Below are 25294 nucleotides of genomic sequence, written 5' to 3'. Positions count from 1 at the left end.
CTATACCGGATCCGGCGGCGCGTCCTCGCCCTGGAAAGCGCCGGCGCGCCAGGTCAGCACCAGCGTGTCGCGGTAGCCGTTCTCGCCGGTCGGCTGGATCGGCGTGGACTCGTGGATCACTGCGGCGTCGTCGAGCATCAGCAGCGTCCAGGGCTCGAGCATCGTGAAGCGCTTGCCGCCAGGGCCGGCCGCTTCGAAGATACGCGTTTCGCCGCCCTTGATGTTGTGGCGCCCGACCAGCAGCACGGCGACGAAATCGACGCCGTCCCGGTGCGCTCCCTCCGGCGTCGGCCGCCCGATGCCTTCGAGCGTGTCGATGCGGAACTGGTGCGCTTCGACGTGCCACGGCTGCGCGCCTTTGACCGCGGAGCAGGCCTGCCCGAGCGCATGCAGCAGCTTGCTCCACGCCGGCTGCGCGATGGTCGCCGGCTCGATCGGCTCGAACAGCCGGTGCATGCCGCCGTGAAGGGCGTTGTATTCGATCGGCTGCCAGTGCGCGCGATGCGGCGTCTGCGCCAACGCGGCGCCGTCGTCGATGAAGCAGGAGTGGCGGCGGCGCCGGTAGCGGCCGCCGTCCTTGAGGTAGTTGTCCGGCGCGAGGTAGTCCCAGGCGGGGACCAGCGCATTCAGGTCGCCGATGCTGCAGCCGGCGAGGGCGGCGACATCAAGGGGGCGCAGCAGCGCGTAGCCGGCCGTGCGCAGGTCGTGCGCCAGCTCGGATGGATCGGTAAAGGGAAGGGCGGGAGTCGTCATCGCCGATAGCGTAGCATTTTTGACTCACCTGCGTGCGGCCCTTACCAGTTCCTGATCAGCGTGACGCGCGCCGAGCGCGACTCGATCGGGTGGAAGTGGATGTCCGTGACCGCCGCCGTTTCGTTCTTCAGGCGCGACGCGTACAGGTAGTCGATCGCCGAATCGCGCCGGTTGGCCAGGTTGAAGCCTTCCAGTTCGACCTTCATGGACTTGCTGATGCGGTAGGCGATGCGGCCGTTGATGGTCATGCTTGGTTTGGACCGCACGCTGTTGTCTTCGATGAGCGGACGCGGGCCGAAATAGCGCAGCCGCAGCGCGCCCGACCAGGCGCCCAGCTGGTCCACGGTCAGCGCGATCTGGCCGACGCCTTCGACCGCGCCCGGTATGCGGTCGCCTTCCGGCGCAAAGTCGCGCGAACGGGCGCGCGCGAACGCCGCATCGACGTCGATGGTCAGCCACTTCAGCGGCTTGTAGTAATTCGAAATCTCGATGCCGTTGCGCCGGCTGGGGCGGCCCGCTTCTGTCGTGCCGGCGTCGCCAACAAAAGTAAGCTCGGAATCGAAGTCGAGGCGATACAGCGACAGCGACGTTTGCAGGCCCGGCACGATCTCGGTGCGCACGCCAGCCTCCATTCCGCGCGAACGCACCAGGCCCGCGACCTGCGCCACGGTGCCGCGCGCGTCGTTGCTGTGAAAGCCGTTGCCGAAATTGACGTAAAAGTCGGTCTGCTTCCACGGCCCGAACGCCAGGTTCAACGATGGACTGAGCAGGCTGTCGTTCGCAGTGCCCGAATTGGCGGCCAGATCGCCGCGCACCTTGAAGCGGTAAGCGTCCCCGCGCACGCCGGCGGTGGTGCGCAACCAGTCGTTCCAGCGCGTGTGGTTTTCGACATACACGCCAAGGCTGGTTTCGGTCACGTGGTCTTCCCGCGTGGCGGACAGGCGCTCGCGTGCCTTCGTGTGGTACAAGCCGTTGAAGATATTATCGTTTTGCAGCTGGAAGCCGACGGTGAAGTCGGACACCCGCCCGCCCGGGTGCGCGTGCCACGTATGGCTCGCGTTCACGCCGCTGGTGACGCGCCGGTCCGGCTGGCTGAACTGGTCGCCGTTGACGGGATCGTCGAGGAAGTAGGTGAAGTTCGAATACAGGTCCAGCTGGTTGCGGATCATGTAGACGCTCACCTTGGAGGCCGAGTCGGACCCGGTGCGGCGCCACACGCCCGACAGGCTGTAGCGGTGCGCGTTGCCGCCGTCGGTCGGGTCGATCGCATCGAAGCGGTCCAGGGCGCCGGCGTCCACCGCGCGCAACGGCACCTGGTCGGTCGCATTCCACTTGCCGCTGTAGGCCATCGCGGTCACCGAGAAGCCGTTGTTGGCGTAGCCTTCGCTGTAGCGCAGCACCCCGTTGACCTTCTGGTAGTCGTCGGGATGGACGAACGGTCCGTCGTTGTGCAGCAGCTCGAGCGCGTACAGCACGCTGCCCTTGCCTGCGTCGGGTGATCCGGCCAGCATGGTGCGCGCATAGCCGTTCTGGCCGATGGTGGCGCTGGCCACGTTTTGCGTCAGCCGGTTGGAATACGTCATCGCGGCGCTGCCGGCGGAGGCGAAATCGCCTTCCTGCGCCGAGTACGGCCCCTTCCTGTAATCGAGCCGCGCGGCCAGTTCGGGGATCACGAAATTGAGGTCGGTCCAGCCCTGGCCGTGCGCGTGGCTGCGCTGGTTGACCGGCATGTCATCCACGGTGGTGCGCAGGTCGGTGCCGTGATCGAGGTTGAAGCCGCGCAGGTAGAACTGGTTGGCCTTGCCTTCGCCGCTATGCTGGCTCACGATCAGCCCGGGCGTCGCTTCGAGCAGTTCGCCGGGCCGGTACACGGTGCGCGCCTCGAGCTGCTTCTGGCTGACGGTGCCGGCGTTGGCCGAATCGGCGATGCCCAGCTGGCTCGCGCGCGAACCCTGCACCAGGATGCGCTGCAGGACATCGTCGTCGGCGTGGCAGGAAGCGTGCATCAGCAGCGCCGCAAGCGCGCAAGGGAGTGGGCGTAGTCTCGTTGGCATGGCGGGATCTTCAGTGCGCCGGCTGGTCAGTCTTCTGCCGGTCGAACGACAACGACCTGATCTTGCCGCCCTCGCTGACGTTGACTGTGTTCGCTTGCGCAGCGATGAAGTCGATCAGCACCTCGTCGTGAATCAGCGCCGCCTTCGACAGCGGCGAGTTTTCGACTTCCTGGTAGATTTCGACGGTTTCCGCGCCGGCCTTCAGGCCGACCCAGTGCAGCGGCAGGCGGCGCTTGTCGGCGCCCTCGATCCAGAACCGCTTCTCGACATATTTACGCAGCACCGCCTCGTCCTCGGGCTGCGTCAGGTCGAACTGGCGCTGGTACAGGTTCTGCAGCAGCGCCGCGATGTCGTCCGCCTGGTAGGTGTGCACCACCTCCGTGCTGCCGGTCTTCTGGTTGAACGAGATGTCGGTGATGCCGAAATGGTACTGGTGCGCCTGTGCCGCCGCGCAGCACAGGGTCAGCGCGGCGACGCACAGCTTCAGGATGCGTATCACTTCCCGTCCTTCTTGATTGGCTTGAGCTGCACCTTCATGTCCTTCATCAGGTCATTGGTCCCGCGTTCGGACTTGAATAGCTCCACGCGCGACGGCGTAATCTTGCGCGGCCACGCGTTGTTGCTCACGTCCGTGTCGGCGGTTTCCCAGTACGGATCCTGCACCAGGCCGACCATCGGTTCGTCGGTGACGATCAGCTTGGTGACCTTCTTCGAATTGTAGCGCCATACTTCAGCCGGGATCCGCTCGATATACTTCTTGCCGCTCTTGAGTTCAATCTCCAGCACCAGCGGCGTCACCAGCCCGCCGAGGTTGGAGAAGTCGACCAGGTACAGGTGTTTGCCCTGCGCGAGCAGCGCCTTTTCCCACGGCTCCAGCGTTTCCATCGTCTCGTTGTACTTGTTGCGGTCCTTGTTCGTGACCGTGAAGTCGTCGTGATCGTTGTAGAAGTCCTTCAGCTCGGGATGCGCTTCGACGCGACGCGCCAGCGTGCCCTTGTTGCGCTGGTCGGTCAGCGACACCGGCTCGGCATCATGCTGCGCCTTCTTCCAGGCTTTTTCGACTTCCGGATTCTTGCTGCTCACGCCGTACTCGGTGATGCCGTCGACGCTGACGTCGACCGAATCGGTGGTGTAGAACCACCCGCGCCAGAACCAGTCAAGGTCGGTGCCCGACGCGTCTTCCATCGTGCGGAAGAAGTCCGACGGGGTAGGGCGCTTGAACTTCCAGCGCTGCGCGTATTCGCGGAAGGCGAAGTCGAACAGCTCGCGGCCCAACACCGTTTCGCGCAGGATGTTCAGCGCCGTGGCCGGCTTGGCGTAGGCGTTGTTGCCGCGCTGGATAACCGATTCCGAGTTGGTCATGATCGGCACCTGGTTCTTGCTGCGCATGTAGTCGACGATGTTGCGCGGCTCGCCGCGCGAACGCGGAAAATTCTCTTCCCAGGCCTGCTCGGCGAGGAACTGCGCAAAGGTGTTGATGCCTTCGTCCATCCAGGTCCACTGGCGCTCGTCCGAGTTGACGATCATCGGGAAGTAATTGTGGCCGACCTCGTGGATGATCACGCCGATCAGGCCATACTTGGTCGCCTTCGAATAAGTGATCTCGCCGGTCTTCTTGTCCTTGGTCGGACGCGGGCCGTTAAACGAAATCATCGGGTACTCCATGCCTCCCACCGGCCCGTTGACGGAAATTGCGGTCGGGTAGGGATAGTCGAACGAGTACTTGTTGTACTGGTCGATGGTGTGGATCACCGCCTGGGTCGAGAACTTCTCCCACAGCGGATTGCCTTCCTTCGGATAGAACGACATCGCCATCACGTCGGTGCCGCCCTTCTTGTAGCCCTGCGCGTCCCAGATGAACTTGCGGCTGGTGGCGAACGCGAAGTCGCGCACGTTCTTCGCCTTGAAGTGCCAGGTTTTGGTGGCGCTGCTGCGCGATTTTTCCGCCGCCTCGGCTTCGGCCTGGGTGACGATGACGACGGGTTTGGTGGCAGTGCGCGCCTGGCGCAGGCGCTCGCGCTGGGCCGCGGTCAGCACGGCGTCGGGATTCTGCAGCTCGCCCGTGCTGGCGACGATGTGGTCGGCCGGGACGGTCAGCTCGACGTCGTAGTCGCCGAATTCGAGCGTGAACTCGCCGTCGCCCAGGTACTGCTTGTTCTGCCAGCCGGCCGCGTCGTAGTAGGCCGCCATGCGGGGGAACCACTGCGCGATCTCGAACAGGTCGTTCTTGTCAGCGTCGTCGAAGCGCTCGTAGCCGCTGCGTCGGCCCAGCACGTTCAGTTCCGGCACCTTGAAGTTCCAGGCCATGCTGAACGCGAAAGTCGCGCCAGGCTTCATCGGCTGTGGCAGGTCGATCCGCATCATCGTCTTGTTGATGACGTAGTGAAGCGGCTGGCCGCCAGGGCCTGTGAGCGCCGTGATGTTGAAGCCGCCGTCGAAGGTGCGGCTCTCCAGGTTGAAGCGCATCGCCTCGAATTTCATGCCGTCCGTTTCGCTCTTCGCGGCCCATGCCTCGCGCGACGGCACGGTGGCGGCCATGCGGTTGTCCGAATCGGCGCGGAACATGTTCTGGTCCAGCTGCACCCACAGATACGACAGCGTGTCCGGCGAATTGTTATGGTAGGTGACCGTGCCGGCGCCGGAAATCGCGCGGTTCTTTTCGTCGAGCGTGGCGCGCAGCTTGTAGTCGGCGCGCTGCTGCCAGTAGGCGTGGCCGGGCGCGCCTGAGGCGGTGCGCATGCTGCCTGGCGTCGGCAGCAGCTCGTCGAGCTGGCGGAACTTGTCGTCGAACTGCTCCGCGGCGACGGCGGACAGCGAGAGCAGGAGGGCGGCAACGGCGAGGGGAAGGCGTTTGATATTCATGGGAAGTGGCTGGTGCTGGAATGAGTACCGGCAGCGGAGCGAAATTCATCGCGCGGCTGCCGGCTGGCTTACTGCTGTTTCAGGGACTTAATCCTCTTTCGGCTTGTCGGCCTTGTCTTTCGAGTCCTTGGTTTTCAACGGCGTCTTGAAGTCCTTCATCAGGTCATTCGTGCCGCGTTCGGACTTGAACAGCTCCACGCGCGACGGCGTGATCTTGCGCGGCCACGAATTGTTGCTGACATCCGTATCGGCGGTTTCCCAGTACGGATCCTGGGTCAGGCCGACCATCGGCTCGTCGGTGACGATCAGCTTGGTCGCCTTCTTCGAGTTGTAGCGCCACACTTCGGCAGGAATGCGCTCAATATACTTCTTTCCGCTCTTGAGTTCGATCTCGAGCACCAGCGGCGTCACCAGTCCGCCGAGGTTGGAGAAATCCACCAGGTACAGGTGCTTGCCCTGCGCGAGCAGCGCCTTTTCCCACGGCTCCAGCGTTTCCATCGTCTCGTTGTACTTGTTGCGGTCCTTGTTGGTGACCGTGAAGTCGTCGTGATCGTTGTAGAAGTCCTTCAGCTCGGGATGCGTATCGACGCGGCGCGCCAGCGTGCCCTTGTTGCGCTGGTCGGTCAGCGACACCGGCTCGGCATCATGCTGCGCCTTCTTCCAGGCCTTTTCGATTTCCGGATTCTTGCTGCTCACGCCGTACTCGGTGATGCCATCGACGCTGACGTCGACCGAGTCGGTGGTGTAGAACCAGCCGCGCCAGAACCAGTCAAGGTCGGTGCCCGACGCGTCTTCCATCGTGCGGAAGAAGTCCGACGGGGTAGGGCGCTTGAACTTCCAGCGCTGCGCATATTCGCGGAAGGCGAAGTCGAACAGCTCGCGGCCCAGCACCGTTTCGCGCAGGATGATCAGCGCGGTGGTCGGCTTCGCATACGCGTTGTAACCGAACTGCAGCACCGACTCCGAGTTGGTCATGATCGGCACCTGGTTCTTGCTGCGCATGTAGTCGACGATGGCGCGTGGCTCGCCGCGCGACTGCGGGTAGTTCTCTTCCCACGCCTGCTCGGCGAGGTACTGCACGAAGCTGTTCAGGCCCTCGTCCATCCAGGTCCATTGGCGCTCGTCCGAATTGACGATCATCGGGAAGTAGTTGTGGCCCACCTCGTGGATGATCACGCCGATCAGGCCGTACTTGGCCTGCTTCGAGTAGGTGATCTCGCCGGTCTTCTTGTCCTTGGTCGGACGCGGGCCGTTAAACGAAATCATCGGGTATTCCATGCCGCCGACCGGTCCGTTGACGGAAATGGCGGTCGGATACGGGTAGTCCAGCGAATACTTGTTGTACTGCTCGATGGTGTGGATGATCGCCTGGGTCGAGAACTTCTCCCACAGCGGATTGCCTTCCTTCGGATAGTACGACATCGCCATCGTGTCGGTGCCGTCCTTCTTGTAGCCTTGCGCATCCCAGATGAACTTGCGGCTGGTCGCGAACGCGAAGTCGCGCACGTTCTTGGCCTTGAAGTGCCAGGTCTTGGTGGCGGTGCTGCGCGACTTCTCCGCCGCTTCGGCTTCGGCCTGGGTGACGATGACCACCGGCTTGGTCGACGTGCGCGCCTGGCGCAGGCGGTCGCGCTGGGTTGCGGTCAGCACGGCGTCGGGATTTTGCAGCGCGCCGGTGCTGGCCACAATGTGGTCCGCCGGGACGGTCAGCGAGACGTCGTAGTCGCCGAATTCGAGCGTGAATTCGCCCGAGCCGAGGAACTGCTTGTGCTGCCAGCCATACACGTCGTAGTAGGCGGCCATGCGCGGGAACCACTGCGCGATTTCGAACAGGTCGTTCTTGTCGGCGTCGTCGAAGCGCTCGTAGCCCGAGCGTCCGCCCAGGGACTTGGCGTCGTTGATCTTGTAGTTCCAGTCGACGCTGAAGACGAACTTCGCGCCCGGCTTGAGCGGCTGCGGCATATCGATGCGCATCATCGTCTTGTTGATGACGAAGTGGAGCGGGCGGCCGTCCGGCCCTTTGACCGAGGTGATGTTGAAGCCGCCCTGGAAGGTGCGGCTTTCCATCATCGAGCGCATGGTTTCGAAGCGCACGCCGTCCTGTTCTCCGCGCGCCTTGGCCCAGGAGTCGCGCGACGGCACGGTGGAAGTCATGCGGTTGTCCGAGCCCGGCGTGAACAGGTTCTGGTCCAGCTGCAGCCACAGGTAGGACAGGGTGTCGGGCGAGTTGTTATGGTAGGTGACCGTTTCGGCTGCCTGAATCGCGCGGTTCGGCTCGTCGAGCGTGGCGCGGATCGAATAGTCGGCGCGCTGCTGCCAATAAGCGTGGCCCGGGGCGCCGGACGCGGTGCGGATGGCGCCCGGCGTCGGCAGCAATTCGTCGAGCTGGCGGAATTTGTCGTCGAACGGTTCGGCCGCCATGGCGGAAACCGTGAGGCACAAAGCAGCCAAGCAAATCGGCAAACGTATCATAATTACCCTGTCTCTGTTATGAAATTAGGATAACTATTCTAATAGTAGTGATCGTCAATTGCCCGTTGGAATTGTAAAAAACCTGAAACAATCCACACAGCAAGAGTTATCATGGATGACGGTGTGGTTAAAACGGAGACACGCGCGGATGGACATTAACTTCAAGGCAACCATTTTGATTGTCGACAGCTGGTCCGACAATCTGGTGCTGATGAAAGAGCTGCTGCAGGGGCGCTACCACGTGAAGCTGGCCGGTACCGGCGCCGACGCGCTGCGGCTGGCCGAGATGGCGCCGCGTCCCGACCTGATCCTGCTCGATGCCACCCTGCCCGATATGGACGCCCGGGCCGTGCTGCACGAACTGCGCGGCGACTTTCTCAGCGAGGCGACTCCCGTCATTTTCCTTACCGCCGAGGGCGACCCGGACGGCGAGCGGCGCGCGTTTCGCGACGGCGCCTCCGACGTCATCGCCAAGCCGGTGGCCGCCGAACCGCTGCATGCGCGCGTCGCCCTGCACCTCGAACTGAAAACGCTGCGCGCGATGCACAAGAGCCGCGACAGCCAGCTCGATTACCTGGTGGCCGCGCGCACCCGCGAAGCGGTGCGGATGCAGGATGCGACGATCCTGGCGATGGCAACCCTGGCCGAAGCGCGCGACCCGAACACCGGCGCCCACTTGCGCCGCACCCAGCTCCTGTTCACGGCGCTGGCGCGCGAGCTGCGCTTCCACGCGCGCTTTTCCGCCGAACTGGGCGACGCCAATATCGCGCTGATGGCGCAGGCGGCGCCGCTGCACGACATCGGCAAGGTCGCGATTCCCGACGCGATCCTCGAAAAGCCGGGTCGCCTGACCGTCGAGGAATTCAACATCATGAAGCGGCACACGGTGCACGGGCGCGACGCCATCGCCGGCGTCGAGCAGACCCTGGGCGGCACCAATCCGTTCCTGCGCTACGCGCGCGAGATCACTTACTCGCACCAGGAGAAGTGGGACGGCTCCGGCTATCCGGAAGGGCTGCGCGGCGAGCAGATTCCTTTGGCGGCGCGCCTGATGGCGGTGGTCGATGTGTACGACGCCCTGATTTCGAAGCGCGTCTACAAGCCGGCCTTCACCCACGAAACGGCGGTGGAGCTGATCCGCCAGGGCCGCGACGAGCACTTCGATCCCGACATCGTCGACGCCATGCTGGCGATCGAAGAGCAGTTCCGCGCGATCTGCGCCGAGTTTCCCGACTCGGAATAGGGATCGGCCAGGCCATGCGACGCGATCCGATCAGGGCCAACGGCTACCTTGCGTTCGCGGTCGGCATCTGCCTGACCGCCTGGATCTGCTTCATGGTGGCCGGCGCGCAGGATGCCCAGATACGCCGCGACTTCGCGCGCGACACGGACAAGATCGCGACCGATACCTCCGTGCGCCTGCGCACCTACTTCGACATGCTGCTCAGCCTCAAGGGCATGTTCGCGGTGACCGGCGAAGTCGATCGCGACCAGTTCGCGCGCTTCGTCGGTGAGCTTCGCCTGACCGAACGCTATCCGGGTTTCCGCGCGATCCAGTTCGTGCGCGCCGTGCCGGGACACGACATCGACAGCTTCCAGGCCGACGTTCGCAAGCAGACCGGCGGCGGCTTGCCTGGCGCGCCCAATTTCACGGTTCATCCTGCGATCGAGGGCGACGAGCACTTCGTCATCGAATTCAACGAACCCATGAAGGGCAACGAAAACGCCTTCGGCCTCGATTTGGCGAGCCTGCCGTCGCAGCTGGACGCGGTGCGGGAGGCGCGCGACAGCGGCAGTATCGTGGCCACCGGCCGCACCTTGCTGGTCCAGGATGCGACGCGCCACCCGGGCTTCGTCGCGCGCGCGCCGATCTACCGCCAGAATATGCCGCTCGACACGGTGCAACAGCGCCGCGCCGCGTTCATCGGCGTGGTGGCGATCGTATTCCGGGTCGAGGACCTGATCCACGAGACGGTCGATCCGGCGGTGCTGCGCCATATCGCGCTGCAGATCGCCGATGCGGGCGACGCCAATGCGCCGGAGCCGAAAGCCGCCGGCGAGGACAACATCCTGTTCGACAGCCTGCCTGCCGGCGCCCGCACGCTGCGTGCGAGCACCCGCGAGGTGCGCATCAACGTCGCCCAGCGCCGCTGGGTTGCGCGCTTCGGCGCGCTTGAAGGAAGCCGGTACAGCCGCGACGTCACGCCAATGTTCGTGATTGGCGCCGCCGGCTTCGTGATCAGCCTTCTGATCGGCGCCTTGCTGACGGCCTCGCACCGGGGCCGCACGCTCACGCAAAAGCTGCGCGCGGCCCTGGTCGAACAGCGGGCCAGCGTGGCCGAGCTGGAGGCGCAGAAAGCCAGCCTCGAAATGGCGCATGGCGACCTGTCGCAGGTATTGGGAACGCTGAAGCAGGCGCAGGCCAGCCTGATCACGTCGGAGAAGCTGGCGTCGCTCGGATCGCTGGTGGCCGGCATTGCGCACGAACTCAATACCCCGATCGGCAACAGCCTGCTGACGGCGACCGCGCTGTCGGACATGGTCAACGAATTCGAGAAAAAATACGTCGAGGGCGGCCTGAAACGGTCGACCCTGGAGGCGCACATGGCCGACACGCGCCAGGCTTGCGCCATCATGGCCAGCTCGTTGAGCCGCGCGGCCGATTTGATCACGTCCTTCAAACAGGTCTCGGTGGACCAGACCAGCGACCAGCGCCGCCGTTTCGAGCTCGGCGAAGTGGTGCATGACACCGTCGCCACGTTCGCCGCGCAGCTGCGCCGCACAAACTGCAGGATCGACGTCGATGTGCCGCCGATGCTGACGCTCGATTCGTATCCCGGCGGCCTGGGGCAGGTGCTGTCGAACCTGATCAACAACGCGCTGCTCCATGCGTTCGGCGACAACGTGGCGCTGCGCATCGCCATCAGCGCGCGCGAGATCGAGCAGGGCCAGGTGGTGCTCAACTTCAGCGACGATGGGGTGGGCATGAGCGAGAAGACGCTGCACCAGGTGTTCGATCCCTTCTTCACGACCAAGCTGGGGCAGGGCGGATCGGGGCTGGGCATGAACATCGTCTACAACGTCGTCACCGGCATGCTGGGCGGGACCATCGGCATCGAATCGGAGCCGGGCAGCGGCACCAGCATCACGATCATGATGCCCAAGACCGCGCCCAATCCGGGCGCCGCCCAACCCGTGGCCGAAGCGGATCGGGGTCAGGTCCTGCGGACCTGACCCCATGTTGGGTGCGTTGGACGAAGCCGCGTTTTTCTCATGTGCGAAAGTGCAAGCGTTGACGATCTTTCGAACTGCCCGATTGACCATTGGCAACTTGCTCGCGGTGCCATCCGATAACAATTGCTCACGCGGACAAATCCGGCAAATGGGAGAATGATCGTGTACATGAGCACCGAAGCCCGCTTGAACATGCGTTACACCGAGAAAAAGGTAATGAAATATTACGACGATGGCGGGCCGGGGCGGGGTAACTGTACTTAGGGAATCGGCACTAAAGCACATACCGGGTCGTGCTCTTCCAAAGAACTCGCAAGGGCAGTAACTGAACCGGATATTGAAGCGGAGTTTTCGGCGCGGCTAAAGGTCGCCGAAAAGGGGGTTGAGAAGCATGTGAAGGTAGAACTGACCCAACAGCAATTTGATGCTTTAGTCAGCCTTACTTATAACGCCGGAGTGAATGGTTCGAATCATATATATACACTCCTGAACGCAGGGGACTTCGGCGGCGCAGCGAATGCGATTGCCAAGATGACCTACGGCCACGAAAAGCGAAACGGCAAGAGAGTGAGAGTGTTTTATCACGGACTCGTCCCGCGTTGGGAAGCAGAAAGCGCACCGTTCAGGATTGCCCCTAATGCGCCAATTAGGAGCGCCGCCAAATGACTGACCGCCTTAATCAACCAGTCGCGAGATTCGTGTTGTTGACTATTCTAGCGCTTGCATTTGTCGGCGCACATGCACAAGAGCTGAACGCCGACATTTACGGGAAGTGGAAAATCACAGCCTTCATAGGCGGCGCAGCAGTGGGCAGCAGATCCCAAAGCCAGGTGGAGAAGATTATTGGAAAGTTTGCAGTCATCAGTGCTGAACGATTCGAATTTAATGGACGCACCTGTATGCACCCGAGCTATCAGCGGAGTAGGGAAGAGACGGTGTCTCATTTCGACCGCGATTGGCGAACTGACGTAAGCGACATCCCTTTCCCAAACCCGGTGACGATCATTGAGACAGGCTGCGATTTGCTATACCCCATCCGCAAAGACCATCTGATGATCGCAGACGATGGCGATTTTTTCGAAGCAGTGCGAATCAAAACTACATCAAAGAAGACCGTGACTCGTCGCCGCGCGATGGTGACGAATCGTGTGGGAACTCCAACCGGCGCATGAATGAAATGGTCTCGAACCCTGCATCGGATCCGAACACCGCGGACAAGCGCTGGGTTGGGGGGCGGGTCCTGCGGACCTGAGCCCATGTTGGCCGGTCAGTCGAAACCGCGCACCGGCAACGCCGGGTCGCGCTGGATCCAGTTGCGCGGCGAATAAACGGTGCGCCCATCGGTTGCGTGCAGCGTGTACGCATGGCGCGACACGGGCGACCGGTTCGGCGCGCTGTAGTGGGGCAGCAGTCCATGAAAGCACACCAGGCTGCCCGCCTTCGCCTCCAGCGGCACCGCGACGCTGTCGTCCGGCCACGGTGTCGAATCCAGCTTTTCCATACTGATTGCATCGCCGTTGCGCACGAAGCGCTCGCGCAGCGGACCGAGATGTCCGCCCGGCTCCACCCACAGGCAGCCATTGTCGATGGTGGCGTCTTCCAGCGCGAACCAGAACGTCGTCACGCTGATCGGCGTGGTCTCGAAGAAGGTCGCATCCTGATGCCAGCGCACTTCGCCGCCGATGCCGGGCTGCTTGAAAATGTACATGGATTGCCAAATGAGCGCCTCGGCCAGACCCAGGTCGCGCGCCACGGCAGCGAGCTTCGCATCGCGCGAAAAGCGTTCGAACACAGGATCGAGGTCGTGCAGCGCATGGCCGATTTTGTTGATCGACAGTGACTTGTCCTGCTTCAGCCGGCCTTGGGCGTCAAACGCCTCTTCTTCGAAGAAGCAGCGGATGGTGTTATCCGATCCAAGAAAATAGGCGTCGGTGGCGGTGGTCTGGTTCTGCGTCGTGAATATGGAGCTGCCCTGTCCGGGATCGAAGGCATCGACGATCTGCAGGGCGCGCTCCCGCACGGCCGCAATGTCTTCGGCGCTCTTGAAGCCCGGGAGGACGATATAGCCGTCGCGGTGGTAGCCCGCCTTCTGCTCGTCGCTCAGCATCTCACACCTCCCAGGCGCCGTCGCGATACACGCGCTGGTCGTCCAGATACACTGCTTCGGTCACCGCAAATACATCGACGTGATAGCGCGCGTCCTTGCGCTTGAAGCCCGGCTTCGGATACACGCCGTGCTTGGCGCCCAGCGACAGGTGGATGCCGCACATGCGCTCATACGTGCCGATGTCGTTCACGCGCCGCTCCCGGGTGAAAGCGCGGTTCATGCCGAAACCGAGTTCGCGCAGCCACACCTCGCCCTCGTCGGCGCGGATGATCTCGAGCAGGCGCTCGAACTCCGGCGTCGCATTCTCGGCGCCCACCACGCGTCCGCGCTCAATCACCAGCGTGATCGGCGTCTCCGGCCGGTTCACCAAATACGAGGTATCGCCGAACACGTGCACGCGCACGCGCCCGTTCACCGCTTCCAGGTCTTGCGCCTCGGTGAACACCTCGCCGATCGGGAACTGCCCGCCGACGTTGTTCATGCCGCTGTAGTCGCCGATATTGAGCTTGGCCGGCTCCAGCGTCGAGGCGAACACCAGCAGCTCTCCGCCGCTGTCGACCGTCGCCGACGACGCGCTGTCGATGCGCTCCTTCAGCGCGCGGCCCACGCCGCGGTAGTAGGCCGGGTCGTACGCCAGCGACTCGATGTAGTGCGCCCCCTGCGCACCGGGCATGCGCGACAGGTGCACATGCTCGATCACTTTCAGTCCGAGCTTGAACAACTCCACGCGGATGCGGAACGCTTCGAGCCGGAAGTTGGTGGACTGGACCAGCACCACCAGGTCGGAGGGCGCCATGCGCCGGAACGCGGCCAGCACGTCGTCCGGCGCGACCTTGTCGAAATCGATGAACACGGCGCCGGGCAGGTTGCGCCGGTAGCCCTCGGCCAGCGCGCGCGACAGGCCGGTGCGCTCGTCGTACACCACCAGCGCCGCATGCGCTGGGCCGTGTTCAACCACCTGTGCCAGCACGTCGCGCAAGTGCGCCGCGGCGGTATCGATGTCGTGGAGAGGCAGGTCGTCGGTGGCAGGCATGGGGCAAACAATTCGGGCGGAGCGTGCAATTATACGTAGCTTGCGCCGAATCAAGGCAATTCGGCGACGTTGATGCAAAGTTGATTTCTAGAAACGCGCCGCCGGCCGGCAGCAGCGGCGACTGGATGGTGCGCCTCATGTAAAGGAGAATCCGATGGAAGCGTTCAAGGTTGGCATCGCCGAATTCCAGCAGAACTTCGAGGAATTCCTCGTTGCGGGAAATCCCGTGGCGATCACCTACCGCGGCAGCACCATCGCCCATTTCATTCCGACCGCCGGGCCGGATAGCGCGCTCATGACGGCGCTGATCGAACCGGGCGGCAAGCGCGATCGCCGGCGCATCCCGCGCACCAAGAGCGCCGACGCCATCGCCGCCGCATTCGCCGCCGCGCAAAAGCGCAGCAAGTAGGTCTCGTCGCGATTCCGTTTGCGCGCTCCCGCCGCATGCATATCCCGCCATTCGCGCCCTGAAAGCGCGCCACGCGATACCCTCCAATCAAACCGCTCGCCGCAGCCAGTTGCGCTATGATTTTACGCAAGAAGTAGCCCCCGCAGTACCTAAATGGGGCCGCGTTCAACATGCATATAACGGCGGGCGAGATGGCATATCGGTGGGAAACGCCAGCAAGCGTCTGGCTGGAAGACGAGGCAAGCGGCCAGTTCGAACTGGCGGCGAGCGAAGGCTTGTCGCGCATTGATTGGCAAGGACAGGCGCGTGCGCGCCTGCCCGACGTCGCCCATCTTCTCGGCGCCTCGCTGCCGCAATCCTGCGCCTGCGCGCCGATCTATCCCGAAGGCTTCGCGTTCTGTCCCACGTGCGGCCGGGCGCTGGACAAGCTTGCCGGCCGCGCCAGGCCGGCCTCCGGCTGGTGGGGCCCATGGTCCGACCAGTCCCTGCCGCGCCACGTGCCGCATGGCCTGCCGGTGACGTCGCTGGCGCTGGGCGATGCGCTCGAGGAGAGGCCCGCAGCGCCGGCGGTCGGCCGTGCCGACGCCAGCATGCCGGCGCCGCCCAACGCGCAGTGCGTCTTCGCGGCCGGCAGCTACGGCTTCCCGGAGCAGCGCCTGCTCGCGCTGGCCCCGTCGCGCAACGTGCTGCAGTACTGGGACCCGCTGGCCAGGCTGTGGCACGTGATGGCGCCGGAGGATCACAGCGCCGACCTGTCCTTCACCCGCTCCGCCTACGGCTGGCTGCCGGCGACCAATCCGGGCCGCGGCGAAGTGGCGCTGGTGCCGACCGACAAGGGCCTGTGCCGCCTGTGGATCAATCCCGTCAGCGAAACCTGCCGCGCCGATTCCGTGTTCGACGCGGCCATCGCCAGCGCGCCCGGCGCCGTGCGCCGTCATGTCGCTTGCCTGTTTTCCAGCGCCGGCGGCACGCGCCTGTGGAGCGCGCTCGCCGACTGCTCGCAGGTCGAGCTGCACGACTGCGGCGCCGCGCCGGCCGCCGGCTGGATGCGCCCGATCGCTTACGACGGCCGCCTGCTCTGGCTGCACGAGATGGGCCAGCTGGCGTGGCAGCCGGGCGTGCCGCCGCAATGGCTGCCGTGGCCGCAGGGCTTCTCGCCGCGCCTCGACTTCGGCGGCCCGACCCAAAGCCGCGACGGCCGCCTGTGGCACATCGGCCACGCCGGCCAAGAGTACTGCTTCATCGAACTTGGCAAGGAGCAGCCGCAGTTCGAGCCGATCAGCGGCGCGCGCCTCGGCTTCGCCAACTTCCTGTTCCGCCGCGGGCACGAAGTCATCGCCGAACCGTGGGACGTCGAAAACGTCGAAGACCTGCACGAGGACGACTCGCTGGTGCTGCCGCTGCTGCGCGGCTTTAACAACAACCGCAGCCAGCCGAGCGGACTGGTGCTGCGCTTTCACAAATACACCGGCCGCGCGGAAGAAGCGCTGGCCGGCCGCACCATACCGCGCACCACGGTGGAGTGGATCGGCCGCCGCAACGTGATCCTCGACGAGATCGTGCGCCTTTCGCGCCCGCTCGAATGCACGCCGTTCGTGTACGCGAACTGCCTGTGGCTGCACCATCCGGACTGGAACCAGATCCGCGGCTGGCGCCTGGAAGAGCTGCCGTGATGCGCCGCTTCGCACAGGCCGCCGCCCTGGCCGCGCTGCTGTGCGCGGGTCCCGCGTGCGCCACATCTCAGGTGTTCCTGGTCCAGAACTCCGGCTGGATGGAGCCGTTCTACACCGATCCGCAATCACAGTACAAGCCGCTCGTGACGGCGCTGGCTTCGGCGGTAGCGCAGCCTGGCGACCTGCTGGTGCTGGCGTCCTTCAATCAAAGCCTGCCCGGCGCGCCGTCGCCGAAGGCCCTGCTGTCGTCGAAGGCGGGCGCATCGACGCGCGCGGAGATCGGGGCCGCGCTGGCCGGCGTGCAAACCGCGCAAAAGCCTGGCAGCAGCGCCCTGGCCGACACCGACCTCGGTGAAGCGGTCAACGCCGCCATTCACACCGCGCTGGCCGGTAAACCTGGACTCGTCTGGCTGTTTACGAACAACCGCAACAGCCCGAACAACGACCAGGCCACCGCGCGCCGCAACCGCGAGTTCTACGAATTGATCCACTCGGGCGGCGCGATCACCAAGGCACTGGCCTTCCCGCTGAAGATGCCCGTCAAGGGAACGCACTACAGCGCGAGCGGTCTAATGGTGTATGTGTTCGCGATCGGCGAACAAGGCGCGCGCGACCTGGATCGCCTGCTGGCGTCCGGCCGCATCGCCGGCGTCATCACCGAGCCGCCCGCGCGCCTCAAGCCGCTCGACCGCGACACCGTGCGGCTGGTGCCGCGCCGCGTGAGCGATGCGCCGGGTGTGGCGTTCTCGATGGGGCCGGGCGGCATGCTGCGCGCCGACGTCGAATCGGATGCGCGCACGCCCGCCGCGAACATCGTGTGGAACCTGGAAAACACCATGTACCCGTACACCATCGTCAGCGCCCGCATCGGCGCCCGCTCCGTGCTCGCGGCGCAGGACCGGCCGATTGCGCTGGCCAGCGACAGTGTGTCCGCGCTCGCGCCGGGAAAGACCGAGCCGCTGTCGTCGGTGATGCAGCTGCCGGTGGCGCAACTGCCGTCGAAATGGTCGGCGCAGGCGATCGCCTCGGCCGGCTCGGCCTACGTGATGCCGGGCCGGATCGAACTCTCGCTGGCCGACCAACGGCTCGAACTGTCGCAGGCCTTCCGCCAGCGGATGGAAGCGCTGTTCCCCGGCGATCCGCTGCCCGACATTTTCACGCCGCCGGCGCGCATCCACGGATCGACCGCCGTGCTGCCGATCGAAGTGCGGGTCCACTACGGCATCGCGCCGCTGGCCGCGCTGATCGGCGCCGGGCTGGCGCTGGTCTCCGCGCTGGGCGCCGCCGCGCTGGCATATGGCCGGCCGCGCCGCACCTGGGTCACGGTCGAGGACGAGCCGCGCACCGTCCACACCCGCGCCGGCGTGACGCAACCGATTTTCGACAAGGCCGGCAACAAGGTCGCCCAGCTCAAGACCACCCTGTTCGGCCACCAGCTGATCGACCTGCGCGAAGGTGCGCAGGTCCGGCTTGGCCGCTGATTTTTTTCGCAGAACCCGAAGGAAGCACACGACATGCAAAACGACCAGTCCCCAGCATCTGCGCCCGCCGCCGACCCCGGATTCAAACTTCCCGGAGATGCGGCCAGCGCGCCGGCCGAGGGCCCGCCCAAGCTGGGCGGCGCGCCGCTCGAAGTGCAGCCCGCCGCGGCGCCGGCCGCCACCGACACCTCCACGCGTGACCTGGCGATCGGCGGCACCGCCTTCCTGATCCTGCTGGTGATCTTCTTCTTTGCCCGTAACGCGTACGTTCATCACATGGTGGTGAGGCGCGTTGCGCCATCGTCGGCCGGCAGCGCCGGCTGGCTGATGTTCGTCGGCCTGTGCTTCCTGTCCGGCGCGGCGGTGCTGGCGATCGTCAACGCCAGCAAATTTCTCACCTTCGCGGTCACCGGGCCGCTGGTGGCCGTCGGCCTGGTCGCGCTGGTCGCGATGCTGTTCATCGGCCGCCGCTGATCCACTCACTGAAAGAACCTCATGGCTGAATTTCCCAACATCGCAAGCGCCGACAAGAAGGCCGAACTGAAGGTGGACCTGCGCCCGACGCTGTTCATCGGCGCCGGCGGCACCGGCATGGAGGTGATGATGCGGATCCGCCGCCGCATCCTGTCGGCCGTGTGGAACCGCCACCATCCGACGCGGGTGGAATCGATCGCCGACTTCCCGGTTGCGCGCTTCCTGCATTTCGACCTCGATAACCACGCCATCATCGACGAAGGCAAGTCGCTGCGCACCGACCCGTGGTACGAACTGGTCAAGCTGTCCGACGAAGAGCGCCTGGTCGAGCCGCTCGACCTGCCGCAATACCACGAGTCCGACGACAGCCTGGCGCGCTTCCCGCTGATCGAGAGCTGGATGCCGCTGCGGCCCAAGAAACTGCGCTCGCTCGGCATCGACCCGTCGAAAGGCGCCGGCCAGATCCGCGCGCTGGCGCGACTCTACCTGTTCGACAAATACCCGAAGCTGCGCGGCCGCATCAAGGGCGCGTTGAATTTTTTGAGCAGTAACGCGGGCAACGAACGCAAGGAAACCTACCAGCGGCTCGGGCTGCAGGTCGACACGTCCAAGTTCCGCATCGTCGTCATCGCCTCGTGCGCGGGCGGCACCGGCGCCGGCAGCGCGATCGACCTTGGCTGGATCTCGAAGGCGATCGCGCGCCAGGAGGTGTCGGACAACCAGGTGGACCTGGTGATGTTCATGCCGTCCGGCTTCGCCAAGGCCAACAAGGAGCGCACGGAGGCGAACGCCTACGCCACGCTGATGGAGCTGGAAACCACGATGCGCGACATGAACGCGCGGGTCACGTGGATGGACCCGGACAGCGTGGTGGGCAAGGGCGCGCCGTTCGACGACGTATATTTTGTCGACACCGCCAACCTCGCCAACAAGGCCACGCAGGACATCAAGGACGTCTACCAGATGGTGGCCGACACGCTGTTCGAGGACTTCGCATCGGCCGATTTCGCCAACCGCAAGCGCTCGATCGCGGTCAACCAGCAGCAGCACAAGCTCGGGCCGTTCAACCCGCGCGTGCCGGAGCAGCGCTTCGGCGACATGCGCCTGTCGTACTCGAAGGTGTACTCGGCGTTCGGCCAGGCGGTGCTCGACACCCAGCAAAGCCTGCGCGACGACATCCGCGCCTACGAACTGTCCGCGCTGATGGTCAAGGCCTTCTTCGGCCTGGCCGGCAGCGACGGCGGCGCCGCGCGGCGGGCCGGCGACCAGGAGCGCGACATCTTCATGCGCGAACACCTGGCGATGCGCGAACGGCCCTTCGACGAGTTCCCCGACTTCAAAAAGGGCACGGTGGACGTCACGCCGTTCCAGGAGTACGCGCTGACCGACCAGCTGCTGATGGACAAGGACGGGCGTTCGCTGCTGGAGCGGGTCGAGAGCAAGGTGCAGGTCGAGATCGACCGCATCATGGCGGCTTACGACCTGAAAGTGTGGCGCGAGAAGGTGGCGGAACTTCTGCCGCAGCTCGAGCGCGACGCGATCCGCGAAGCAGGCGCCACTGCCGAAACCAGCGAGGACCGCATTAAGCGCCACACGGGCGAGCAGATGGACCGCCTGAAAGTGCGCGCCCGCGACCAGTTGTACGCGCTGCTGGACGACCGCAAACAGGGCGGCCTCGAATTCGTCCTGTCGCTGCTCGAACAGGTCAAGGGGCGCCTGCACCAGCGCGACCTGGGCAACGCGGAGCGCAACGGCAAGCGCTATCGCGACATCCGCGACGCGCTGCGCACGCGCCAGGTCGAAGAGTCGCTCAACCACCTGTCGCAGGCGGCGTCCAAATTGTTCGGCAAGGACGCCCAGGCGCGCGAAGTGATGGCGCACCTGAAGCGCGACATTGCCGACTACTTGCGCTTCCACCTGCTTGCGGTGGCCGCCGGCCAGTCGGTGGAAGTGATGCGCCAGATGTCGGCCTGGCTGGGCGACCCGCAATCGCTGGACGAGCATGGCCAGCCGCGCTGGAGCGGCATCGCCGGCGAATTCCAGGAAGGCCGGCGCAGCGTGCAGGCGATGCTGGGCGCGGTGGACCAGCGCATCGGCCAGTTGCGCGCCGACGCGCAGCAGGAACACGCCACCTACATCAAGCTGGCGAGCGATACGGTGCCTGATCCGGTCAAGCTGACCGGCGACATCCGGCAATGGAGCGAGGACGTGCTGCTCGAATTCGGCGGCTCCGCGCGGCTGTTCCCCCAATTGGGCGACGACCGCATGCGCGCCAGCCTGCTGCTCAAGCTGTTCCGGCGCGCGCAGACCCAGCTCTCCGTCGAGCAGGCTGCGGGAGAAGCGCCGCCCGACCCGCTGCTCGAACGGCTGTCGGCGATGTCGCCGCCGGAGCGCGCGCGCATCTTTAGCGAGTGGCTGCGAAGCGCCATGCCGTGGATTAATGCGCGCTTCTCGGCCGAGTTCACGCCCCGCGCCGACCAGTTCAAGTGCTTCATCGGCGTGGGCGACGCCAACGCCTGGCGCCGGATGGAAGCGGAGATCCGCGCGGCAGTGCCGACCGGATCCTTCCACGGCGACCTGGTCAACATCGTCAATACAGGCATCTCGGGCAAGGCGGTGTGCTACATCGAGCTGTCCGGCTATCCGATGACGGTGCTGCGCGGCCTGCCGACCTGGCGCACCTCCTACCAGATCGAAAACCCGAAAATCCCGACGCACCTGCATTTCGATTCGACCCGCTTCCGGCATCCGATTTCGCCGTCGATGGACGAACTCAATCGGCTGGCCGACGACTACGAGTGGTTCCTGCAGGCGAACGCGCTTGGCGTCATTCGGCGCAAGCCCGACCTGGCGGACCGCGAAGCGTCGTTCCAGCCGCGCGGCCAGTACCTGTTCGAGGTCGAACCCGGCTCGGGCGAGTGGCTCCAGATCGGCAACGAGTTCGCGATCCGGTCGAACGGCCTGCCGCCGTATTACCGCGAGCAGGTGATCGCGGCGGTGCAGCGCAAGCTGGCAAGCATGGGCCCGAACCGGTTCATCCTGCTTGCGGCACTGATGCGGCATTACCAGCTGCGGGTGTACGAGCCCAAGCTGGAGATCGACGAGACCGGCGCGCAGCTGCCGTCGCCGTCGCTGCCGAACATCACCGCGCGCCGGCTGTACGACCAGTGGCTGCGGCGCGCGCAGGCACTGGATCCGGCGGCGACGGGCGCGCGCATTGACGCCGCGATGGCGGGCCTGGCGCAGTGGACAGAGCCGGTCCCCGGTTCGGCCAGCGACGCCTATCACTGGGAAGTGGAGCGCGAAGCGGACAAGCGCGTGATCCGTGCCGACGTGCTGGCCAGCGAAGAGCGCGCCGCGCAGGTGCTCGATGCGGGCGTTGCGCCGGCGGCGCCGGCTGCTGCGCGCTACAAGCTTTTCCTTGGCGGAGCCCAGCACGGACCGTACGCCGCGGACGACCTGGCGCAGCGCATCGGCCGGGGTGAGGTCACGCGCGACACCCGGGTGTGGAACATGCAGTGGAATCCGAAGACCGACAAGTGGCAGTATGCGGGTCACATGCCGGAGTTCGCGCCCCTGTTTGCCGATGCGATTCCCGATCCAGACGACAATATCCCCGACCCGACGTGAACATCGATCTGCACAATGAGGTGATTTACCGCTGCGTCAGTAGCGGCTGCAAGCGCCCGATGCCGCGCAGGGTCAACTATTGCCCTTACTGCGGAACCAGCCAGGATACGGGGCTGCCGCGGGCTGACGATCCGGCGCCTCGGCCGGCGCCTCGTCCGGTTGTATCGAACGTCAAGCCAGCGCCGCAGCCGGCGGCTCCACCGGCGCCCCCGCCGGCGGCGCCTCCGCCGCCCCCGGTGCGCGCCGCCGTCGCCGCGGCCCCGCCCCAGCGCGAGCCGGTGCGGCTGCGCTGGTGGCTGCTGGCCCTGGGCGCGCTGTGGCTGATCTGGGTCATTCAGCGGCCAGGCACAAGGAATTTCGATGCGCGCATTGAAAAGGCGATCGCGCTGGCGACCGACTGCAAGCCTGCGCAGGCGCAGTCGGAACTGATCGCATTGAAGGAGGGCGGGGCGACGCCGGCACAGCTGCTGCGCGTGCAGGCCGCGTTGAATGATGCCGACGCGGCGTGCGCCGCCAAGCGCGGAAGGGCGCGTGCCGCGCCGAGGGTGAACCGGGCGCCGGCCAGTCCGCAGGCGCAGTCGGCGCGCAACCTGGTCGCGGACGCGCGGCTGGCGCTCGAGCGCGGCGACTACAAGGCGGCGTCCGACAAGATGGAAGTCTGCACGGCGATGGTCGATGCCGGCAATGGCGAATGCATTGCGTTGAAGGCGCGCGCGGACCGGCTGCAGGGCGATCTTCAGCGTTGCCTCGCCGCCGGCCGCGAATGGATCGGCGACCGCTGCCAGTAACCACTTATCGCCGACAAACCCGGGGACTCGGCGTCCCCGTCGCTCCGGCGGACCTGACCCCGAAATTTTAGAGCGGAGCGATATTCACCGGTACGCCCGACAGCACCGCGTTGCCCGACAATGGATCTCGCAGGTGTTCGTCGAGCAGGGCGTTCAGGTTGGCGCCCGGCCGTTCGGCGGCGACGCCCATGCGCACGCCGGGCAGGTCGTGGCCCCAGCCATGCGGCAGGCTGACCACGCCCGGCATCATCTCCGCGCTGACCTCGACCTGCGCTTCGATGCGGCGCGCGCCGTTGGTGATCGCGGCCATGGCGCCGTCGGCCAGTCCGAGACGCGCGGCATCGTCTGGATGCACCAGCGCCGTGCAGCGGAAGGCGCCTTTCGCCAGCGCCGGCAGGTTGTGCATCCAGCTGTTGTTCGAGCGCAGCTGGCGCCGGCCAATAATGACCATGCTGGCGGCCGGCGCGTCGAGGTCCGCTGCGGCGCGCGCCAGGTCATCGAGCAGCAACTGCGGCGCCAGCTCGATCTTCCCGGACGGCGTGCGCAGCACTTCCGGTATGCGCGCCGTCATCGGGCCCAGGTCGATGCCTGAAGGCGCCGCCTGGATAGCCGCCAGGGTCAGTCCGCCCGGATTGCGGCCGAACTGGTCGCCATACGGGCCGCTACGCAGCGCCAGGTCCAGCATCCGTTGCACGCCGCGCCGCGGCGCCAGCGCCGCCATGATCGCGCCGGCCGCGTCGCCGGCCGAGCGCCGCAGTTCCTCCTCGAGCGCGGCATCGTCGATCGCGTCGATATCGACCCGCGCACCCAGCCCTTGTGCGATTGCGCCGATGCGCAGCATGCTTTCCCATACGTCGGGCGTGCCCGCGGCGCGCGGCAGCACGGGAGGGCTGTAGCGCGCGTGGTTGCGGTGCGACAGCTGGGTGAAGCTGACGTCGTAGTGCGCGTCCTCGAGCGGCGCCGGGCCGGGCAGGATCACGTCGGCATGGCGCGTGGTCTCGTTGAGGTAGATGTCGAGGCTGACCATGAAGTCCAGCTGGTCGAGCGCCGCCGCCAGGCGCGGTCCGTTCGGCGCCGACAGCACCGGGTTGCCGGCGATGGTGATCAGGGCCTTGACCTGGCCCGCGCCGGGCGTGTCGATCTCCTCGGCCAGGCAGGTGAGCGGCAGCTCGCCGGCGACTTCCGGCGCGCCCGACACGCGCGAGGCGTAACGGCCGGTGGTCACGCCGCGGCCGGCGCCGGGCTTGCCGCGCGTGTTGGCCGCGAACGCAGCCGCTTTGGGGAACATTGCGCCGCCTTCCTCGTCGAGATGGCCGGTGAGGACGTTGATCAGATCGATCAGCCAGGAGGCAAGGGTGCCGAACTCCTGGGTGCAGGTGCCAATGCGGCCGTACAGGGCAGCGCGGCGGGTGGTTGCCAGCGTGCGCGCAAGGTCGCGGATTACCGGCGCGGCAATCGCACAGCGCGCGGCGACGCGTTCCGGCGCATACGGCGCGAAGGCGGCGTCGAGCTGCTCGAAGCCGGCCACATGATCGGCCAGGCGGCCCAGGCTTACCAGCTGTTCGTCGAACAGCGCGTGCGCGATCCCAAGCAGGAAGAACACATCCGATCCCGGACGGATGAAATGGTGGGCGTCGGCGATGTCGGCGGTCTCGGTGCGGCGCGGATCGACCACAACGATCTTGCCGCCGCGTGCGTGCAGCGCCTTGGCCTTGCCGCGGAAATCGGGCACCGTCCACATGCTGCCGTTCGAGACCATCGGATTGGCGCCGAGGATCAGCAGGAAGTCGCTGCGCTCGATGTCGGGCACCGGCACCGACAGCCAGGCGCCGAACATCAGCCCGACCGACAGCATCTTCGGCACCTGGTCCACGCTGGATGCGGAAAACATGTTGCGCGTGCCGAGCGCGCGCGCCAGCCGCGGAAAGTACAGCTGCAGGCTCATTTTGTGCGCGGTGGGGTTGCCCAGCACCGTGGCGACCGCGTTGGCGCCGCCGGCCGCAATCACGGGAGGCAGGCGCCGTTCGATTTCGGCGTAGGCTTCGTCCCAGCTGGCTTCGACGAAGCGGCCGTCGCGCTTGATGAGGGGAGTGCGCAGGCGGTCGGGATCGTCCTGCAGTTCTTTCAGGCCGATCGCCTTCGGGCACAGGTAGCCCGCGGAGAACACATCGTCCTGGTCGCCGCGAATGCGCACGACGCGCTGCCGTTCGAGTTCAACCCGCAGGCCGCAGCACGCCTCGCAGAACGGGCAGATTCGGTATGCTGTAGTGGTTTGCTCGGGCATGGCGACGCTCCATCAAAAAACGCACGGTCGTTCGAGTATC

General features: G+C 65.6%; 18 protein-coding genes. 10 read left to right on the top strand and 8 right to left on the bottom strand.

What is annotated here, in order from left to right; all coding sequences use genetic code 11:
* From Q4S45_RS15890 to Q4S45_RS15870, 5 genes are all read right to left on the bottom strand, one after another.
* Positions 1-753, bottom strand: a complete 753-nt coding sequence (locus Q4S45_RS15890) for a 2OG-Fe dioxygenase family protein (protein WP_305505846.1) — start codon at positions 751-753, stop codon at positions 1-3.
* A 41-nt stretch (positions 754-794) separates the two neighbouring features.
* Positions 795-2807 carry a TonB-dependent receptor gene (locus tag Q4S45_RS15885; protein WP_374046043.1) on the bottom strand — a complete coding sequence of 671 codons (2013 nt, stop codon included), beginning with the start codon at positions 2805-2807 and terminating at the stop codon, positions 795-797.
* A gap of 10 nt (positions 2808-2817) precedes the next feature.
* Positions 2818-3306, bottom strand: a complete 489-nt coding sequence (locus tag Q4S45_RS15880) for a DUF6702 family protein (RefSeq protein ID WP_305505844.1) — start codon at positions 3304-3306, stop codon at positions 2818-2820.
* On the bottom strand, positions 3303-5669 hold the full coding sequence (locus Q4S45_RS15875) for a M1 family metallopeptidase (RefSeq protein WP_305505842.1): 2367 nt from the start codon (positions 5667-5669) through the stop codon (positions 3303-3305). Before Q4S45_RS15875 ends, Q4S45_RS15880 begins: the two co-directional genes overlap by 4 nt.
* An 87-nt stretch (positions 5670-5756) precedes the next feature.
* A complete protein-coding gene (locus tag Q4S45_RS15870; protein ID WP_305505840.1) occupies positions 5757-8090 on the bottom strand; it encodes a M1 family metallopeptidase in 2334 nt (777 codons plus the stop codon).
* 199 nt (positions 8091-8289) lie between these two features.
* Here Q4S45_RS15870 and Q4S45_RS15865 point away from each other — a divergent pair, with 199 nt between their 5' ends.
* From Q4S45_RS15865 to Q4S45_RS15850, 4 genes are all read left to right on the top strand, one after another.
* Complete coding sequence (locus tag Q4S45_RS15865; protein WP_305505838.1) at positions 8290-9384, top strand: HD-GYP domain-containing protein; 1095 nt, start codon at positions 8290-8292, stop codon at positions 9382-9384.
* Positions 9385-9398: 14 nt separating this feature from the next.
* A complete protein-coding gene (locus tag Q4S45_RS15860) occupies positions 9399-11375 on the top strand; it encodes a CHASE domain-containing protein (RefSeq protein WP_305505836.1) in 1977 nt (658 codons plus the stop codon).
* A 267-nt stretch (positions 11376-11642) separates the two neighbouring features.
* A complete protein-coding gene (locus Q4S45_RS15855; protein WP_305512122.1) occupies positions 11643-12041 on the top strand; it encodes a lysozyme in 399 nt (132 codons plus the stop codon).
* On the top strand, positions 12038-12547 hold the full coding sequence (locus Q4S45_RS15850; protein WP_305505834.1) for a hypothetical protein: 510 nt from the start codon (positions 12038-12040) through the stop codon (positions 12545-12547). The genes Q4S45_RS15855 and Q4S45_RS15850 overlap by 4 nt, the downstream gene beginning before the upstream one ends.
* 95 nt (positions 12548-12642) lie before the next feature.
* On the opposite strand, the gene Q4S45_RS15845 is transcribed toward Q4S45_RS15850, so the two are convergent.
* Both Q4S45_RS15845 and Q4S45_RS15840 read right to left on the bottom strand, forming a co-directional pair.
* Positions 12643-13482: a phytanoyl-CoA dioxygenase family protein gene (locus tag Q4S45_RS15845; RefSeq protein ID WP_305505832.1), complete on the bottom strand. Its 840-nt coding sequence runs from the start codon at positions 13480-13482 to the stop codon at positions 12643-12645.
* Position 13483: 1 nt separating this feature from the next.
* Entirely contained in the window at positions 13484-14515 is a 1032-nt protein-coding gene (locus Q4S45_RS15840; protein WP_305505830.1) for a hypothetical protein, read from the bottom strand.
* A gap of 154 nt (positions 14516-14669) precedes the next feature.
* On the opposite strand from Q4S45_RS15840, the gene Q4S45_RS15835 reads away from it, so the two are divergent.
* From Q4S45_RS15835 to Q4S45_RS15810, 6 genes are all read left to right on the top strand, one after another.
* Complete coding sequence (locus tag Q4S45_RS15835) at positions 14670-14924, top strand: hypothetical protein (protein WP_305505828.1); 255 nt, start codon at positions 14670-14672, stop codon at positions 14922-14924.
* A gap of 191 nt (positions 14925-15115) precedes the next feature.
* On the top strand, positions 15116-16597 hold the full coding sequence (locus Q4S45_RS15830; RefSeq protein ID WP_305505826.1) for a hypothetical protein: 1482 nt from the start codon (positions 15116-15118) through the stop codon (positions 16595-16597).
* Positions 16597-18078 carry a hypothetical protein gene (locus Q4S45_RS15825; protein ID WP_305505823.1) on the top strand — a complete coding sequence of 494 codons (1482 nt, stop codon included), beginning with the start codon at positions 16597-16599 and terminating at the stop codon, positions 18076-18078. Before Q4S45_RS15830 ends, Q4S45_RS15825 begins: the two co-directional genes overlap by 1 nt.
* 33 nt (positions 18079-18111) lie before the next feature.
* The gene (locus Q4S45_RS15820; RefSeq protein ID WP_305505820.1) at positions 18112-18552 is read left to right on the top strand and encodes a hypothetical protein; all 441 of its coding nucleotides are present in this window, start codon (positions 18112-18114) and stop codon (positions 18550-18552) included.
* 21 nt (positions 18553-18573) lie between these two features.
* Complete coding sequence (locus Q4S45_RS15815) at positions 18574-22182, top strand: tubulin-like doman-containing protein (protein ID WP_305505818.1); 3609 nt, start codon at positions 18574-18576, stop codon at positions 22180-22182.
* Positions 22179-22970, top strand: a complete 792-nt coding sequence (locus Q4S45_RS15810; protein WP_305505816.1) for a hypothetical protein — start codon at positions 22179-22181, stop codon at positions 22968-22970. The genes Q4S45_RS15815 and Q4S45_RS15810 overlap by 4 nt, the downstream gene beginning before the upstream one ends.
* Positions 22971-23037: 67 nt before the next feature.
* Here the strand turns inward: Q4S45_RS15810 and Q4S45_RS15805 are convergent, their stop codons facing one another.
* Positions 23038-25254, bottom strand: coding sequence for a molybdopterin-dependent oxidoreductase (locus tag Q4S45_RS15805; RefSeq protein ID WP_305505814.1), 2217 nt, complete (start codon positions 25252-25254; stop codon positions 23038-23040).
* Between the last annotated feature and the right edge of the window lie 40 nt (positions 25255-25294).

Source organism: Massilia sp. R2A-15, assembly GCF_030704305.1.
GTDB lineage: Bacteria > Pseudomonadota > Gammaproteobacteria > Burkholderiales > Burkholderiaceae_D > JAFCUW01.
This window is presented reverse-complemented; position numbering and strand designations above follow the sequence as displayed.

Bases quoted from the DNA above. Each gene is read 5' to 3' on its own strand.
- Q4S45_RS15890 (WP_305505846.1), bottom strand. From the start codon at position 753: ATGACGACTCCCGCCCTTCCCTTTACCGATCCATCCGAGCTGGCGCAC.
- Q4S45_RS15885 (WP_374046043.1), bottom strand. From the start codon at position 2,807: ATGCCAACGAGACTACGCCCACTCCCTTGCGCGCTTGCGGCGCTGCTG.
- Q4S45_RS15875 (WP_305505842.1), bottom strand. From the start codon at position 5,669: ATGAATATCAAACGCCTTCCCCTCGCCGTTGCCGCCCTCCTGCTCTCG.
- Q4S45_RS15870 (WP_305505840.1), bottom strand. From the start codon at position 8,090: ATGGCGGCCGAACCGTTCGACGACAAATTCCGCCAGCTCGACGAATTG.
- Q4S45_RS15865 (WP_305505838.1), top strand. From the start codon at position 8,290: ATGGACATTAACTTCAAGGCAACCATTTTGATTGTCGACAGCTGGTCC.
- Q4S45_RS15860 (WP_305505836.1), top strand. From the start codon at position 9,399: ATGCGACGCGATCCGATCAGGGCCAACGGCTACCTTGCGTTCGCGGTC.
- Q4S45_RS15850 (WP_305505834.1), top strand. From the start codon at position 12,038: ATGACTGACCGCCTTAATCAACCAGTCGCGAGATTCGTGTTGTTGACT.
- Q4S45_RS15845 (WP_305505832.1), bottom strand. From the start codon at position 13,482: ATGCTGAGCGACGAGCAGAAGGCGGGCTACCACCGCGACGGCTATATC.
- Q4S45_RS15840 (WP_305505830.1), bottom strand. From the start codon at position 14,515: ATGCCTGCCACCGACGACCTGCCTCTCCACGACATCGATACCGCCGCG.
- Q4S45_RS15835 (WP_305505828.1), top strand. From the start codon at position 14,670: ATGGAAGCGTTCAAGGTTGGCATCGCCGAATTCCAGCAGAACTTCGAG.
- Q4S45_RS15830 (WP_305505826.1), top strand. From the start codon at position 15,116: ATGGCATATCGGTGGGAAACGCCAGCAAGCGTCTGGCTGGAAGACGAG.
- Q4S45_RS15825 (WP_305505823.1), top strand. From the start codon at position 16,597: ATGCGCCGCTTCGCACAGGCCGCCGCCCTGGCCGCGCTGCTGTGCGCG.
- Q4S45_RS15820 (WP_305505820.1), top strand. From the start codon at position 18,112: ATGCAAAACGACCAGTCCCCAGCATCTGCGCCCGCCGCCGACCCCGGA.
- Q4S45_RS15815 (WP_305505818.1), top strand. From the start codon at position 18,574: ATGGCTGAATTTCCCAACATCGCAAGCGCCGACAAGAAGGCCGAACTG.
- Q4S45_RS15805 (WP_305505814.1), bottom strand. From the start codon at position 25,254: ATGCCCGAGCAAACCACTACAGCATACCGAATCTGCCCGTTCTGCGAG.